The organism is Streptomyces rishiriensis, from assembly GCF_030815485.1.
GTDB classification, from domain to species: domain Bacteria; phylum Actinomycetota; class Actinomycetes; order Streptomycetales; family Streptomycetaceae; genus Streptomyces; species Streptomyces rishiriensis_A.
Window position 1 is genome coordinate 2,132,517 of record NZ_JAUSWV010000002.1, and the last position, 15,012, is coordinate 2,147,528.

Consider the following 15,012-nt stretch of genomic DNA (forward strand, 5'->3'; position numbering starts at 1 on the left):
CGACTCATCCGCTCCGGCTCATCCGCCCTGCTGCGAGCGTGCCTTGAACGCCGCCTTGCGGGCTTCCTTCGCGATGCGCTTGTCCGGGTGCAGCCGGCCCATCGCCTCCAGGACGTCCGGGGTCGCCGGGTGGTCGACGCGCCAGGCCGCCGAGAAGAATCCGCCGTGCTGCTGGGCCAGCCCCTCGACGAGGGCCTGGAGCTCCTCGGAGTTGCCCTCGGCGGCGAGCTGCGCCGCCACCGTGTCGATGGTGAGCCAGAAGATGAGGTGCTCGGAGGGCGCCGGCACGTCCGTCGCGCCGAGCTCGCTGAGCCAGACGCGGGCGAGGCCGCCGAGTTCGGGGTCGTCGAGGACCTCGCGGACGGCGGGTTCGGCCTGGCCGCCGACGAGGGACAGAGCCTGTTGGCAGCGCAGCCGGCGCAGCGGGGCGCCGGAGTCCGAACCGCGGGCGGCGGCCAGCAACTCCCGTGCGGCGTCGAGGGGTTCGCGGCGCACCAGCCACTGCTCGGTCTCGGCGAGAGCCGCCCGCGAGCCGTAGCCGGCGCTGCCGTCGAGGAGGACGTCGGCGCCCTTGTCGGCGAGGTCGCCGACGGCCGGGGCGTCGAAGCCGGCCTCCAGCAGCCGGGCCCGCAGCCCGTACACGCCGAGCGGGGTGAGCCGGACCATGCCGTAGCGGGAGACGTCGGTCTCGTCGACGGGGGCGGCGGGCTCCTCCTCGGGGTCCGCCATGAGGTCCTCGTCGACGGGCCGGTAGGCGACGATCCCGATCGGCTCCAGGAGCCGGAACTGGTCGTCGAGCCGCATCATCGCGTCGGAGACCTGCTCCAGGACGTCGTTGGTGGGCTCGTCCATGTCACCGGGAATGATCATCGACGCGGCCAGCGCGGGCAGCGGGACCGGGGCGTCACCGGGGCCGTCCTCGCCGACGGTGAGCAGGTAGAGGTTGCCGAGGACACCGTCGAGGAACTCGGCCTCGGCCTCGGGGTTCCAGTCGAGCCGGGCGAAGTCGACCTCGCCGCCCTCGTCCATCGCCTCCATCAGCTCGTCCAGGTCGGGGACGGACGCGTCGGCGAGCACGGTCTCCAGGGCGCCGAGCCAGACGGCGAGGATGTCCTGCGGGGACCCGCCGGTCAGCAGGGCCAGGTCCTCGCCGGCCGTGACGGTGCCGGCCTCCTCGTCGACAATCTCCACGAGACCGGCGTCCACGGCGACCCGCCAGGCCTCGCTCGCGTAGGCGGCGGCGTCTTCCCCGGTCAGCCCCAGCACCTCGGCGGCGGACGCCAGCTGGTCCTCGACGAGTCCGCCCCCGGCGTCCACCCGGGTGTCGGGACCCGCCCAGCGGGCGAGCAGGGCGGCCCGGGAGAGCAACGGCGTGGACAGCGCGTCGCGCGCCAGCTCCGCTTCGGGGTGCAGCAGCACCGGCGGGAGGGGGGAGCTGTCTGACATCGGCTGGTTCTCCTAGGGCGCGTGGTACCACCGCCCGCTGGGGGCGCTGGGCCACTCAGCCTAGACGGGTATGGACCCATGCCGCCCGGTTCATGTCCCCGCCGGGCGGCGTACATGGCCGAAACCTTGACAAGTGGCGTGGCCAGGCAGGAGATTGACGCGCGTAGAAATCCGATGGACATCTGTTCACTGTATTTTCTACGCGCGTCGCGTCCGCTCGCGGAACGCGGCCCCAGGCTCCACGCACCACCCCCGGCTCCACGCAGCACCCTCGCTTCTCCGCTTCACCCTCAGATCCAGCTCCACCCTCGTCCCGGCGCTCATGTACGTCCCCGGAGGGATTTCCGTTGCCGAGCAAGAAGTCCGCGCGTCTCGCCGCGCTCACCGTCGCCGCCGCCTGTTCCGCGGCCTCCACCGTCGCCCTGTCCGCGCCCGCGCACGCGGAGACGGTGGCCATTCACGACATCCAGGGCACGACCCGGTTGTCGCCGTACGCCGGCCAGACGGTCACGGGTGTGGCCGGAATCGTCACCGGTGTGCGCGCCTACGGCTCGTCCAGAGGCTTCTGGATCCAGGATCCGAACCCGGACGCCGACGCGGCCACCAGTGAGGGCGTCTTCGTCTTCACCAGCTCCACCCCGAAGGTCGCCGTCGGTGACTCCGTCACGGTCACCGGCACGGTCGCGGAGTTCGTACCGGGCGGTGCCGCCACCGGCAACCAGACGGTCACGGAGATCACCAAGCCGACGGTGACCGTCGTCTCCGGCGGCAACGCGGTCCCCGCCGCGACCGTCGTGAACGCGAAGTCGGTCCCGGCCGCGTACACGCCGGCCGGCGACGCCGCCGCGAGCAACTCGGTCAACGGCCTCACCCTGCGGCCCGGCACGTACGCCCTGGACTACTACGAGTCCCTCGAAGGCATGAACGTCCAGGTCGCCGACGCCCGCGTGGTCACCGCCACCGACCCGTACAGCGAACTGTGGGTCACGGTGAAACCGCGCGAGAACGCCGGCCGTCGCGGCGGCACGCTGTACGGCTCGTACACCTCGCAGAACACCGGCCGGCTCCAGGTCCAGTCGCTCGGCGCCACGGCGGACTTCCCCGTCGCCAACGTCGGCGACACCCTCACCGGCGTCACCGCGGGCCCGCTCGACTACAACCAGTTCGGCGGCTACACCCTCGTCGCGAACCGGCTCGGCACGCTGGAGAACGGCGGTTTGGAGCGGGAGACGACGCAGCAGCAGAAGAAGGGCGAGCTGGCGGTCGCGACGTACAACGTCGAGAACCTCGACCCGTCCGACGCCACGTTCGAGGAGCACGCCTCCGCGATCGTGGACAACCTGAAGTCGCCCGACATCGTGTCCCTGGAGGAGATCCAGGACAACAACGGCGCGACCAACGACGGTACGGTCGCCGCCGACGTGACGGTCGGCAAGCTCATCGACGCGATCGTGGCCGCGGGCGGCCCGCGCTACGACTGGCGCTCGATCGACCCGGCGAACAACACCGACGGCGGCGAGCCGGGCGGAAACATCCGTCAGGTGTTCCTGTTCAACCCGGAGCGGGTCTCCTTCACCGACCGCGCGGGCGGCGACGCGGCCACCGCCGTCGGTGTCACCAAGGTGCGCGGGAAGGCGCAGCTCACCGCCTCGCCCGGCCGCATCGACCCGGCGAACACGGCCTGGAACACCAGCCGCAAGCCGCTGGCCGGCGAGTTCGTCTTCCGCGGCCGTACGGTGTTCGTGATCGCCAACCACTTCAACTCCAAGGGCGGCGACCAGGGTCTCACCGCGCAGTACCAGCCGGTGGTGCGCAGCTCGGAGGCCCAGCGCCACCAGCAGGCGACGCTGGTCAACGCGTTCGTCAAGGACATCCTCGCCACGCAGAAGAACGCGGACGTCGTCGCGCTGGGCGACATCAACGACTTCGAGTTCTCCGGCACCGCGCAGCTCCTCGAGGGTGACGGCGAGCTGTGGTCGGCGATCAAGTCGCTGCCGAAGAGCGAGCGTTACACCTACGACTACCAGGGCAACCAGCAGGTCCTGGACCAGATCCTGGTGAGCCCGTCGATCCGGCGCGGCTGCGACTTCGAGTACGACAGCGTGCACATCAACTCGGAGTTCCACGACCAGATCAGCGACCACGACCCGCAGGTGCTGCGCTTCCAACCGTGACGCCTGCGGCCGCCGTCAGCGGGGCCGGCCGAACACTCCGTCCAGCCGGCCCCGCCAGGCGGTCTCGTTCGCCTCGGCGTCGGCGTCCGGCGCGAAGTCGTGGACGCTGACGCCGACCGGGCGACCCCAGTGGTTGCGGCCCAGAAGTGGACGGGGGCGTGGTCGCCGCGCGGTCCGACGAAGCACGGGTCGCGGAAGTCGACCACGGCCTGGCGGAGCCGTCCCCCGGGGCCGCCGGCCTGGACGCGCGTTCCTCCGGCCGTGTCGTCGGCGAGGCCCAGCGCGTGCGCCACGGCGGTCAGGGCGTCGGGCGCCTTGGACACGTCGGGCCCGTCGAAGGTGACGAAGGCGACCGGCCGACCGTCGAAGTGCGTCACCCGGGTTCGGTCGTCAGCTGTGCCCGGGGGCCGGGCGTCAGTGTGGCTCAGCCGCCGGGACGAACCCGCCGGGTGCGTCGTCACCGGCGAGCGGCCCGAAACGCCGACGCCTTCCGCTCGCTCGGTTGCGACGCGGTACGTTGCCGGTCACGGGCGTCGTCGACACCCGTGACCGGAGGACCTACAGCACCTGCTGCCCGGTCCTGCGTCGGCCGATGATCCCGGCCGCGACCAGAGCCACCGCCGCCGCACCCACGATCACCACCGGGCGCGGGTGCCGAAGGGCGAACCGCACGGGTTCGCGAACCGGAGCGGGGGCCGGAGCGGGGGCCGTCCGCTCCGCGCTGCGACCCGCCCGGGCCGCGTTGTCCCGGAGGCCATGGCGGGCGTGCAGCGCGTGCTCCTGTGCGGTGTGGCCGACGCGGACGGCGGCATCCTGCACGGCGTGCCGCGCGTGGCTCCCGCGTCCGTGCACCGTACGGCCCGCCCGGCCCGCCCTCGCCTGAGCCGCGTGCCCCGCGCGGCCCGCGCGTTCCTGCACCGCGTGCCCCGCCCGCCCGGCCCGTTCCTGCAGGTGATGGCCGGCCTGGGACGCCGTGCTGCGCAGTTGTACGGTCATCGCGCCGGCGCGGTCCATGAGGTCGGCGGTGCGGGTCCGGGTGCGGCCCCGGACGTCCGCCTTGGCCGCCAGCCCCTCGACCTTGGTCCCCAGGCGGTGCCGGGTGCGCTCGATCTGCCGACGCAGGTCGGCCGCCCTCCTGTCCGTCATCGGTGCGCCCTTTCCCTGATCTCCGCGACGTCGGCCCGGACGCTGCCGAGGGTCTCCTCGGGGGTGGGCGGCGCGGCCCGGCGCAGTTGGCCACGGCCCACGACGGCCAGCACGCCGGCGATCGCGAAGAGCACCGCCGTCACGATGAGCGCGGCCGCCCAGAGGGGCAGCGTCAGCGCGAGGGCGGCGACGCCCGTACCGGCGAGGGCGAGCAGCCCCGCGTAGGCGAACGCGCCCGCGGCGCCGAGCAGTCCTCCGCCGCGCCCGGCGCGCCGTCCCTTCTCGGTGAACTCGTGCTTGGCGAGGGCGAGTTCCTGCCGTACGAGCCGGGAGACCTGTTCGGTGGCCTGGCTGACGAGTTCGCCGACGCTGTGATGCCCGTTGCTGACGCCGTGGGGCCCGTTGGCGCGGTGCACATCGTTGTGGTGCTGCACATCGCTGACGGGTCGGACGTCCGTGGTCCCGGTCACGGTGTTCCGCCTCCTCTCGGTTACAGAACACCCGGGTACCCCCGCCGGTCCCCGCTACCCGCACGGCGAAACATCCATACAGGAACACTTACCCGTATCCCGTAGAAGAATTAAGTAGAGCTTCACTGTCGTACGACCCAGACTGCCCGTATGACGAGAGCTCGCCCGACACCCCCGAGTCCTGCCGCCGCCCCGACTCCCACCACCGCCCCGCGCCCCGCCTCGCCCGCCGCCCCGGCTTTCGGCCGCGCGCTCTGCGCGATGGTCACGCCGTTCACCGGTGCCGGCGCGTTGGACCTCGACGGGGCACGGCTGCTCGCCGACCGGCTGGTGTCCGCCGGCTGCGACGGACTGGTGCTCTCCGGTACGACGGGCGAGTCGCCGACCACGTCGGACACCGAGAAGGCGGACCTGGTGTCCGCGGTACGGGAGGCGGTGGGCGACCGGGCGTCGATCGTGGCCGGGGTGGGCACGTCCGACACCCGGCACACCATCGCGCTCGCCCGGGCCGCCGAGAAGGCGGGCGCGGACGGGGTGCTGGTCGTCAGTCCGTACTACAGCAGGCCTCCGCAGGACGCCCTGGAGGAGCACTTCCGGGAGGGTCGCGGACGCGTCCGGGCTGCCGGTGATGCTGTACGACATCCCCGGCCGCACGGGCACCAGGATCGAGCCGGACACCATGCTCCGGCTCGCCGAGCACCCCAGGATCGTCGCGGTCAAGGACTGCTCGTACGACTTCCTCGGCGCCCAGAAGGTACTCTCCCGCACCGAGTTGGCGTACTACGCGGGCTGCGAGGAGCACCATCTCGCGCTGTACGCGGTGGGCGGGGCCGGCTACGTCAGCACGGTCGCGAACGTGGTGCCGGACCGGCTCCGGTCCGTCCTGGACGCGTTCGACGCGGGCGACACCGCCGAGGCCGCCAGGCTTCAGCAACGGGCCATCGAACTGGTGGAGTCGATGATGGCCTCGGGCCTGCCCGGAACCGTCACCGCCAAGGCACTCCTCGACGACCTGGGCCTGCCGGCCGGCCCGGTCCGGGCGCCACTGCGACCCGCCGACCGCGAGACGGTCCACCGGCTGCGCGCGGCCTACGAGCGGCTCGTGACCCCACCCGGTACGTGAGCGGCGGACGCGGCGCGGTCAGCGGTCCACCCGCACGAAAAGTCCGGCAACCACCCGAACGCACTCCCGTACGGTGAACGCATGAGCCGACCGCTGCTCTACCTCGACGTCGACGGTCCCCTCAACCCGTACGCGGCCAAGCCCTCGAAGCGACCGGCGGGTTACACGACCATCAGGGCATCCGTGGGTCGTGAGCGGCCGCTGCGGGTCTGGTTGCACCCCGGGCACGGCGCCGCCCTGCTCCGCCTGCCCTACGACCTGTGCTGGGCGACCACCTGGATGGCGCAGGCCAACCGCTGGATCGCGCCGGTGGTGGGACTGCCCGAGCTCCCCTACGTCGACTTCGGCGAGGCGCTGTTCCGGTACCGAGCCGACGGAGTCCACTGGAAGACGGAGGCGATCGTCGCCCACGCGGCGGGCCGCCCCTTCGCCTGGGTGGACGACGAACAGTCCCCTGCCGACGCGACCTACGTCACCGACCACCATCCGGCCCCGGCTCTCCTGCATCACGTGAACCCCCGACTCGGCCTGCGCGAGGAGGACTTCACGCTACTGACGCACTTCGCGGCGGCACTGCCCGCCTGACGGAGCCCGCCCGGGAGCCCGGCCGGGCTCCGTCAGGCGGACGGCGAAAGCCGCTGTCACGCGCGTGGGCGGTGGGGAGGAACCCTTCCGTTCCGGGAGCTGGGACCCCCGGAAGCCGACAGCGCGCTCCCGTCGGTGTGACCGGCTGCCGTCGGCGCCCGGGTCACAGGGGTGACCGCACACGCGAGCGCCCTCCCGGGCCGCGCGGGGCGGGGCGGGAGGGCGCTCGACGACGGCCGGTGCCGACGGCTGCCGGCGCCTCGGCCACGGTCGGGGAGTCGGCCGCTTCGGGCGGCCGCGTGTGCGAGCGGTGACCGAGGAGGCGGCCGCAGGTCACGGCCGCCGGTGATGGTCGCCGGTGATCAGTTGTGGCTGTGCAGGATGTCGTTCAAGCCGCCCCATACCGCGTTGTTCGGGCGGGCCTCGACCGCGCCGGTGACCGAGTTGCGGCGGAAGAGGATGTTCGAGGCGCCGGAGAGCTCGCGGGCCTTCACGATCTGGCCGTCGGGCATGGTGACCCGGGTGCCCGCGGTGACGTAGAGGCCCGCCTCGACCACGCACTCGTCGCCGAGGGCGATGCCGACGCCCGCCTCGGCGCCGATCAGGCAGCGCTCGCCGATGGAGATGATCACGTTGCCACCGCCGGACAGCGTGCCCATCGTGGAGGCGCCGCCGCCGATGTCCGAGCCGTCGCCGACGATGACGCCCGCGGAGATGCGGCCCTCGACCATCGACGTGCCGAGCGTGCCCGCGTTGAAGTTGACGAAGCCCTCGTGCATGACCGTGGTGCCCTCGGCGAGGTGGGCACCGAGACGCACGCGGTCGGCGTCGGCGATCCGGACGCCCTTGGGAGCGACGTAGTCCGTCATGCGCGGGAACTTGTCGATGGACGTGACCTGGAGGTGCAGCCCCTCCGCGCGGGCGTTCAGACGGACCTTCTCGACGTCGTCCACGGCGACCGGGCCGAGCGAGGTCCAGGCGACGTTGGCGAGGTGGCCGAAAATGCCGTCCAGGCTCTGCCCGTGCGGCTTCACGAGCCGGTGGGAGAGCAGGTGCAGGCGCAGGTAGACGTCGTGCGCGTCGAGCGGCTTGTCGTCGAGCGAGGCGATGACCGTGCGGACCGCGACCACCTCGACGCCCCGGCGCGCGTCCGGACCGACCGCCTTCGCCGCGCCCTCGCCGAGCAGCTCCACGGCCTTCCCGGCGGACAGGCGCTCGGTGCCGGACGGGCCGGGCTCGGCGACGAGCGCGGGCGCGGGGAACCAGGTGTCGAGAACAGTGCCGTCGGCGGCGATCGTGGCGAGGCCGGCGGCCGCGGCGCCGGTGGTGCGGGGAACAGTCGTGTCGGTCATGAGGGCAACCTAACCGGCGGGGGCCCGCGGAGGCCAACCCGCACAGCGGTGTCTCAGGGGGCGGGCCCGACCCCCGCACGGACCTCGTGAGCTCCTCCTGGAAACCAACGGTGTCAGCATGACCGCCGACGACGGGAGGAGGGGCCATGGCCCGCAGGACGAGCCTGGAGGATGCCGGCTGCGCCAAGGCCGAGCGGCTGCGGCTTCTCGTCGAGGCGGAGGTGCTCACGCGGGTGCCGTACCGGGACCCGGCGGACGCGGGGGCCCCGGGGAATCGGGGGCGGCGGGAATGAGCCGGGTCAGCGCCTCGCGCGCGTACTCCTCGTCGTAGGGCGCGTCCGTCAGCAGCACCTGGAGACAGATCCCGTCCATCAGCGCGACCAGCGCGCGTGCGGTGAGAGGGTCGACGTGCGTGGCGAGCAGGGTGGCGAGGTCCTCGGCCCACTCGGCGGCGACGGGACGCAGGGCGGGCCGTCGCAGCGCGGCCAGATACAGCTCGTACTCCAGCTCGACGCCGGAACGCTCGCCGGCCAGCCATTCGCCGAGCAGTCCCGCCAGTTCGGCGGGCAGGTCGAGGCGGGGGTCCGTCAGCCCGCCGTGCGACGCGACCGCCTTGGCGAAGCCCTCGTTGGCCTGGCGCAGGGCGGCGATCATCAGTTCGTCGAGGGTGGCGAAGTGGTAGGTGGTGGAGCCGAGGGGCACGTCCGCCTCGGCGGCGACCGAGCGGTGGCTCAGCCCGGCCAGCCCCTTCTCCCCGACGACCCGGATCGCCGCGTCGATGATCCGCTGCCGCCGCTCGGGGTCGTGGCGCCGGGGCATCAGTGCGCGCCTCCCAGGTTCAGCACGACCACTCCCCCGACGATCAGCAGGATGCCGACGGTCTTGGCGGGTGTCAGGGACTCGCCGAACAGGGCCAGTCCTATGAGGGCGATGGCCGCGGTGCCGACCCCGGCCCAGATCGCGTACGCCGTACCGATGCCGACGGTCTTGAGGGTCTGGGCGAGGAGGAGGAAGGAGATGACATAGCCGGAGGCCGTCAGCAGCGAGGGCCAGAGCCTGCTGAAGCCGTCGCTGTACTTCATGGCGGTCGTCGCGGCCACCTCGGCGGCGATGGCGCCGGCGAGCGTCAGGTATCCCATGCGTACAAGCGTACACATCGATGCGTACAGGTGTACATAACGACGTCGACCACGACCCTCCCCGTCCCCAGCGGACCCAAGTCGGCCCAAGTCGCCACGAAGCCGGAAGCGTCGCCCGCCGTGGATGTGCCGTGGAGTCGAAAGCGTTATGGAAAGCGCTCACCCAAACGGCTGAACGTGAGCCACCCGTTCCACTACTGTTTCACCGTTCACACACCGGGTCATCGCAGCCGCGGCCGCCGTCAGGGACGCCGCTGGAGGAACAGCGCATGCCAGACAACAAGTCCCGGCATTCTCAGGAGCAACCCTGGGAGAACGGCTGGGCCCCGGACACCTCCCGGGCACCCGGAACACGGCGCCTCTGGCTGGCCGGCGGTCTCGCCGTGGCCACCATCGTGGCGTGCGTGACCGCGATCGCCCTGAACGACAAGCCCGTTGACGACTCGTCGGAAGCTCCCCAGGGGCAGGCGCTGTCGGACGAGGAGACGGAGGGCGGCCTGATCTCCTTCGCCACGCCCTCCGCGAGCGGGTCCACCACGCCGGCGGGGAAGAAGAGCGCGTCCCCCTCCGCCTCGCCGAAGACCTCCTCCTCCCCCGGGCCGCAGGGCAGTTCGGCACCGCACGCCCCGGCCACGGCCTCCGCGTCACCGACGAAGAAGCCGTCCTCCCCCGAGCCCGCCACCATCCAGCGCTCGGTCCGCTCGGTCAACTACCCCGACCGCTACTGGCACGTGAGCGGCGGCCTGGTGAGACTCGACCCGGTCGGCGGCCCGGAGTCCCGTGCGGACTCCACCTTCACCGTGGTGAAGGGCCTGGCCGACAGCTCCTGCTCCACCTTCGTCACGGCGGACGGGAAGTACCTGCGCCACCGCGACTTCGTCCTGCGCGCCGAGCGCAACGACGGCTCGACCCTGTTCAAGCAGGACGCCACCTTCTGTGCGGTCTCCTCCTCCGGCGCGGTCATGCTGGAGTCGGTGAACTACCCCGGCCGCTTCCTGCGCCACAAGAACTTCGCCCTGCGTCTGGACGCGTACGGCTACGGCTCCGACTACCGGGACTTCTCGTTCAACCTGGTGGACGGACTCGCCTGAGCACGCACGAAAAGCGGATACGAAAGCGGCGGCACCCGGTGGGTGCCGCCGCTTTCGTACGCGTTCGGTGCGCGGGGGAGGATCTCAGACGTTGAACCCGAGCGCGCGCAGCTGCTCGCGGCCGTCGTCCGTGATCTTGTCCGGGCCCCACGGCGGCATCCAGACCCAGTTGATCCGCAGCTCGTTGACCAGGCCGTCCGTGGCGGACTTCGCCTGGTCCTCGATCACGTCCGTCAGCGGACAGGCCGCCGAGGTCAGGGTCATGTCGATCGTCGCGATGTTCGCGTCGTCGATGTGGATGCCGTAGATCAGCCCGAGGTTGACGACGTCGATGCCCAGTTCGGGGTCGACGACGTCGTACAGCGCCTCGCGGACTTCCTCCTCGGAGGCCGGCTTCATCTCAACGGTCTCGGTCATGCCGTCTTCCTTTCGGCGTCGGCTCCGCCCAGGGCCTGGGCCGTCGCGTCCTTCCACGCCATCCAACTGAGGAGGGCGCACTTGACCCGGGCCGGGTACTTGGAGACGCCGGCGAACGCGATCGCGTCCTCCAGCACCTCCTCCATCGCGTCGTCGGGCTCGAGCCGGCCCTTGGACTGCATCAGCTCCAGGAAGGCCTCCTGGATCTTCTGCGCCTCGGCCAGGTCCTTGCCGACCAGGAGGTCGTTCAGGACGGACGCGCTCGCCTGGCTGATGGAGCAGCCCTGGCCCTCGTAGCTGACGTCCTCGATCTTCGTGCCGTCGTACTTCACACGAAGGGTGATCTCGTCACCGCAGGTCGGGTTCACATGGTGCACCTCGGCGTCGCCGTCGCGCAGACCACGCCCGTGCGGGTGCTTGTAGTGATCCAGGATGACTTCCTGGTACATGGAGTCCAGCTTCACGGTCTCAGCTCACGCCCCTCAGCCGAAGAAGTTCCGTACGTGCTCCAGGCCGTCGATCAGAGCATCGATCTCGGCCGGGGTGGAGTACAGATAGAACGACGCTCGTGTGGTCGCCGGAATTCCGTAGCGCAGGCAGACGGGCCGGGCGCAGTGATGGCCCACCCGGACCGCGATGCCCTGCTCGTCCAGCACCTGGCCCACGTCGTGCGGGTGGATGTCGCCGAGCGTGAAGGAGATCGCCGCGCCCCGGTCCTCGGCCGTCGCCGGGCCGATGATCCGCAGGTCGGGGACCTCGCTCAGACGCCGCACCGCGTACTCGGTGATCGCGTGCTCATGGGCGAGGATCTTGTCCATGCCGATCGCGGACAGGTAGTCGATGGCCGCGCCCAGTCCGACCGCCTGCGCGATCGGCGGGGTGCCCGCCTCGAACTTGTGGGGCGCCGGGGCGTACGTCGACGAGTGCATCGACACCGTCTCGATCATCTCGCCGCCGCCGAGGAACGGCGGCAGGTCCTCGAGCAGCTCCTGGCGGCCCCAGAGGACGCCGATGCCGGTCGGGCCGCACATCTTGTGGCCGGTGAAGGCCACGAAGTCGGCCTGCAGTGCCTGCACGTCCATCGGCATGTGCGGCGCGGCCTGCGAGGCGTCGATCAGGACGAGGGCCCCGACCTCCTGCGCACGGCGCACTATCGCCTCGACCGGGTTCACGGTGCCGAGGATGTTCGACACCAGCACGAAGGAGACGATCTTCGTCTTCTCCGTGATGATCTCCTCGATGTTGGAGAGGTCGAGCCGGCCGTCGTCGGTCAGGCCGAACCACTTCAGCTTCGCGCCGGTGCGCTGCGACAGCAGCTGCCACGGCACGATGTTGGAGTGGTGCTCCATCTCCGTGATGACGATCTCGGTCTCGGAGTCCACCCGGTAGGGCTCGTCGGCCCAGCCGAGCATGTTGGCCACGAGGTTGAGCGACTCGGAGGCGTTCTTGGTGAAGATCACCTCGTCGCGGCTCGGCGCGTTGATGAACGCGGCGACCTTGTCGCGCGCGCCCTCGTACAGCGCCGTGGCCTCCTCGGCGAGCACATGCACACCGCGGTGGACGTTGGCGTTGTAGCGCTCGTAGTACTCACTGAGGGCGTCCAGCACCTGGCGCGGCTTCTGTGAGGTCGCCGCGTTGTCCAGGTACACGAGCTTCCGGCCGTCGTGGACCTGTCGGTCCAGGATCGGGAAGTCCTTGCGGATCGCCTCGGTGTCGAGGAGGCCCGGCAGCTGCGTCACGCGGATACGCCACCCTTCGTGTCGACGTCGTCGTGCTTCGCGTATGCCTCGTAGCCCTCGTTCTCCAGCTTGTCGGCGAGCTCGGCGCCGCCGGACTCGACGATGCGGCCGGCCGAGAAGACGTGGACGAAGTCGGGCTTGATGTAGCGCAGGATGCGCGTGTAGTGCGTGATCAGCAGGGTGCCGACCTCGCCGGTCTCGCGGACGCGGTTGACGCCTTCGGAGACGATGCGAAGGGCGTCGACGTCCAGACCGGAGTCCGTCTCGTCGAGGATCGCGACCTTCGGCCGGAGCAGCTCCAGCTGGAGGATCTCGTGGCGCTTCTTCTCACCGCCGGAGAAGCCCTCGTTGACGTTGCGCTCGGCGAAGGAGGTGTCCATGTGGAGACGCTCCATGGTCTCCTTGACCTCCTTCACCCAGGTACGCAGCTTGGGGGCCTCGCCACGGATCGCGGTGGCGGAGGTGCGCAGGAAGTTCGACACGGAGACGCCGGGGATCTCGACCGGGTACTGCATCGCCAGGAACAGGCCCGCGCGGGCGCGCTCGTCGACGGACATCTCCAGGACGTCCTCGCCGTCGAGGGTGACGGTGCCGCCGGTGATCGTGTACTTCGGGTGGCCCGCGAGCGAGTAGGCGAGCGTCGACTTGCCGGAGCCGTTCGGGCCCATGATGGCGTGCGTCTCGCCCTGCTTCACGGTGAGGTCGACGCCCTTGAGGATCTCCTTCGTGGCGTTGTCGGCCTCGACGGTGACGTGCAGGTCTCGGATTTCAAGCGTTGCCATGGGTGCCTCAGGACTCCTGGGTGAGGGAGACGAGCACGTCGTCCCCTTCGATCTTTACGGGATATACGGGGACGGGGCGCGTCGCGGGAAGGCCGGACGGCTTGCCGGTACGGAGGTCGAAGCTGGAGCCGTGCAGCCAGCACTCGATCTGGCAGTCCTCCACCTCGCCCTCGGAGAGCGAGACGTTCGCGTGGGAGCAGATGTCGTGGATGGCGAACACCTCCCCCTCGGTCTGTACGACCGAGACCGGCGTGCCGTCGAGTTCGACCCGTTTCGGGGTGTCCTCCTCCAGCTCGCTCAGCCCGCAGGCGCGTACGAAGGCCGCCATCAGACCGTGGCCTCGAGCTCGGTCTCGATCTTGGCGAGCAGGCGCTCCTCGATGTCGTGGACACCGATCTGCTGGACCAGCTCGGCGAAGAAGCCGCGGACCACCAGGCGACGGGCCTCGTCGGCCGGGATGCCGCGGGCCATCAGGTAGAAGAGCTGCTCGTCGTCGAACCGGCCGGTGGCGGAGGCGTGCCCGGCGCCGACGATCTCGCCGGTCTCGATCTCCAGGTTGGGCACCGAGTCGACCCGCGCGCCGTCCGTGAGGACCAGGTTGCGGTTCATCTCGTAGGTGTCCGTGCCCTCGGCCTTGGCCTCGATGAGCACGTCGCCGATCCACACGGCGTGCGCGGCCTCGCCCTGGAGGGCGCCCTTGTAGACGACGTTGGACTTGCAGTGCGGGACGTTGTGGTCGACCAGGAGGCGGTGCTCCTGGTGCTGACCGGCGTCCGTGAAGTACAGACCGAACAGCTCGGCCTCGGCGCCCGGGCCGGCGTACGTCACGCGCGGGTGGAGGCGGACGAGGTCGCCGCCGAAGGTCACCACGACCGACTTGAAGCTCGCGTCGCGCCCGACGAGGGCGTTGTGCTGGGCCACGTGCACGGCCTTGGCGTCCCAGTCCTGGACGGAGACGACGGTCAGCTTCGCGCCGTCCCCGAGGACGTAGTCGACGTTGGCGGCGATCACCGCGTCACCGGTGTGGTCGATGACGACGACGGCCTCGGCGAAGGCTCCCAGCTCGATGACCTGGTGGCCGTAGGAGACCCCGCCCTCGCCGTGCACCGCGATGCGGATCGGCTCGGTGAGCACCGTCTCCTTGGGGACGGTGACCACGCCGGCCTTCTCGAACGCGGAGTACGCCTGGGCGGCGACCCGGTCCACCGGGGTGCCCGCCCTGCCGAGACGCGGGTCGTCGCGGTCCACGAGTTCGACGGTGACGCCCTCGGGCGCCTCGACGGCGACCGTCACGCCGTCGCCGGTCGCGACGGCGGTGCCGTCGTGCAGCCCGCGCAGCCGCTCCAGCGGCGTGAACCGCCACTCCTCCTCGCGACCGTGCGGGACGGGGAAGTCCGCCACGTCGAAGGACGGGGGCGCGCTCATGCGCGTGGCGACGGTCGACTCGGCGGCCACCGCGATCTGGCCGGCGGTGGTGGACCCCACCGGGATGTTCTGCTGAGCCTCAGCCATGGCTGTCGGTCTGCTCTCTTCCTACGTCAGAAATCT

General features: G+C 71.1%; 15 protein-coding genes and 1 pseudogene. 4 read left to right on the forward strand and 12 right to left on the reverse strand.

The window, feature by feature from the left end; all coding sequences use genetic code 11:
- Positions 1–18: 18 nt before the first annotated feature.
- Positions 19–1,446 carry a hypothetical protein gene (locus tag QF030_RS11980; RefSeq protein WP_307162642.1) on the reverse strand — a complete coding sequence of 476 codons (1,428 nt, stop codon included), beginning with the start codon at positions 1,444–1,446 and terminating at the stop codon, positions 19–21.
- A 347-nt stretch (positions 1,447–1,793) separates the two neighbouring features.
- Here QF030_RS11980 and QF030_RS11985 point away from each other — a divergent pair, with 347 nt between their 5' ends.
- The gene (locus QF030_RS11985) at positions 1,794–3,620 is read left to right on the forward strand and encodes an endonuclease/exonuclease/phosphatase family protein (protein WP_307162643.1); all 1,827 of its coding nucleotides are present in this window, start codon (positions 1,794–1,796) and stop codon (positions 3,618–3,620) included.
- 558 nt (positions 3,621–4,178) lie between these two features.
- Here the strand turns inward: QF030_RS11985 and QF030_RS11990 are convergent.
- A complete protein-coding gene (locus QF030_RS11990) occupies positions 4,179–4,766 on the reverse strand; it encodes a DUF3618 domain-containing protein (protein ID WP_307162644.1) in 588 nt (195 codons plus the stop codon).
- Positions 4,763–5,236: a phage holin family protein gene (locus QF030_RS11995; protein ID WP_373428757.1), complete on the reverse strand. Its 474-nt coding sequence runs from the start codon at positions 5,234–5,236 to the stop codon at positions 4,763–4,765. The genes QF030_RS11990 and QF030_RS11995 overlap by 4 nt, the downstream gene beginning before the upstream one ends.
- Positions 5,237–5,497: 261 nt before the next feature.
- On the opposite strand from QF030_RS11995, the pseudogene dapA reads away from it, so the two are divergent.
- Positions 5,498–6,359: pseudogene (gene dapA / locus QF030_RS12000) on the forward strand (4-hydroxy-tetrahydrodipicolinate synthase).
- Between the two features lie 81 nt (positions 6,360–6,440).
- Complete coding sequence (locus QF030_RS12005) at positions 6,441–6,944, forward strand: hypothetical protein (RefSeq protein WP_307162645.1); 504 nt, start codon at positions 6,441–6,443, stop codon at positions 6,942–6,944.
- Positions 6,945–7,306: 362 nt separating this feature from the next.
- Here the strand turns inward: QF030_RS12005 and dapD are convergent, their stop codons facing one another.
- From dapD to QF030_RS12020, 3 genes are all read right to left on the reverse strand, one after another.
- Positions 7,307–8,296 carry a 2,3,4,5-tetrahydropyridine-2,6-dicarboxylate N-succinyltransferase gene (gene dapD, locus QF030_RS12010; protein ID WP_307162646.1) on the reverse strand — a complete coding sequence of 330 codons (990 nt, stop codon included), beginning with the start codon at positions 8,294–8,296 and terminating at the stop codon, positions 7,307–7,309.
- A gap of 225 nt (positions 8,297–8,521) precedes the next feature.
- Complete coding sequence (locus QF030_RS12015) at positions 8,522–9,115, reverse strand: TetR/AcrR family transcriptional regulator (protein ID WP_307162647.1); 594 nt, start codon at positions 9,113–9,115, stop codon at positions 8,522–8,524.
- A complete protein-coding gene (locus QF030_RS12020) occupies positions 9,115–9,435 on the reverse strand; it encodes a DMT family transporter (RefSeq protein WP_307162648.1) in 321 nt (106 codons plus the stop codon). The genes QF030_RS12015 and QF030_RS12020 overlap by 1 nt, the downstream gene beginning before the upstream one ends.
- Positions 9,436–9,704: 269 nt before the next feature.
- On the opposite strand from QF030_RS12020, the gene QF030_RS12025 reads away from it, so the two are divergent.
- Entirely contained in the window at positions 9,705–10,526 is an 822-nt protein-coding gene (locus QF030_RS12025) for an AbfB domain-containing protein (RefSeq protein WP_307162649.1), read from the forward strand.
- Between the two features lie 84 nt (positions 10,527–10,610).
- On the opposite strand, the gene QF030_RS12030 is transcribed toward QF030_RS12025, so the two are convergent.
- From QF030_RS12030 to sufD, 6 genes are read right to left on the reverse strand one after another with little or no spacing between them, the layout of a single operon-like run.
- The gene (locus tag QF030_RS12030; RefSeq protein ID WP_062649699.1) at positions 10,611–10,943 is read right to left on the reverse strand and encodes a metal-sulfur cluster assembly factor; all 333 of its coding nucleotides are present in this window, start codon (positions 10,941–10,943) and stop codon (positions 10,611–10,613) included.
- The gene (gene sufU / locus QF030_RS12035) at positions 10,940–11,407 is read right to left on the reverse strand and encodes a Fe-S cluster assembly sulfur transfer protein SufU (protein ID WP_307162650.1); all 468 of its coding nucleotides are present in this window, start codon (positions 11,405–11,407) and stop codon (positions 10,940–10,942) included. Before sufU ends, QF030_RS12030 begins: the two co-directional genes overlap by 4 nt.
- Before the next feature lie 18 nt (positions 11,408–11,425).
- Complete coding sequence (locus tag QF030_RS12040) at positions 11,426–12,682, reverse strand: cysteine desulfurase (protein ID WP_307162651.1); 1,257 nt, start codon at positions 12,680–12,682, stop codon at positions 11,426–11,428.
- Positions 12,679–13,464, reverse strand: coding sequence for a Fe-S cluster assembly ATPase SufC (gene sufC / locus QF030_RS12045; RefSeq protein ID WP_307162652.1), 786 nt, complete (start codon positions 13,462–13,464; stop codon positions 12,679–12,681). The genes QF030_RS12040 and sufC overlap by 4 nt, the downstream gene beginning before the upstream one ends.
- Before the next feature lie 7 nt (positions 13,465–13,471).
- Positions 13,472–13,792, reverse strand: a complete 321-nt coding sequence (locus QF030_RS12050; RefSeq protein ID WP_307162653.1) for a non-heme iron oxygenase ferredoxin subunit — start codon at positions 13,790–13,792, stop codon at positions 13,472–13,474.
- Positions 13,792–14,976: a Fe-S cluster assembly protein SufD gene (gene sufD / locus QF030_RS12055; RefSeq protein WP_307162654.1), complete on the reverse strand. Its 1,185-nt coding sequence runs from the start codon at positions 14,974–14,976 to the stop codon at positions 13,792–13,794. Before sufD ends, QF030_RS12050 begins: the two co-directional genes overlap by 1 nt.
- Positions 14,977–15,012: the final 36 nt, after the last annotated feature.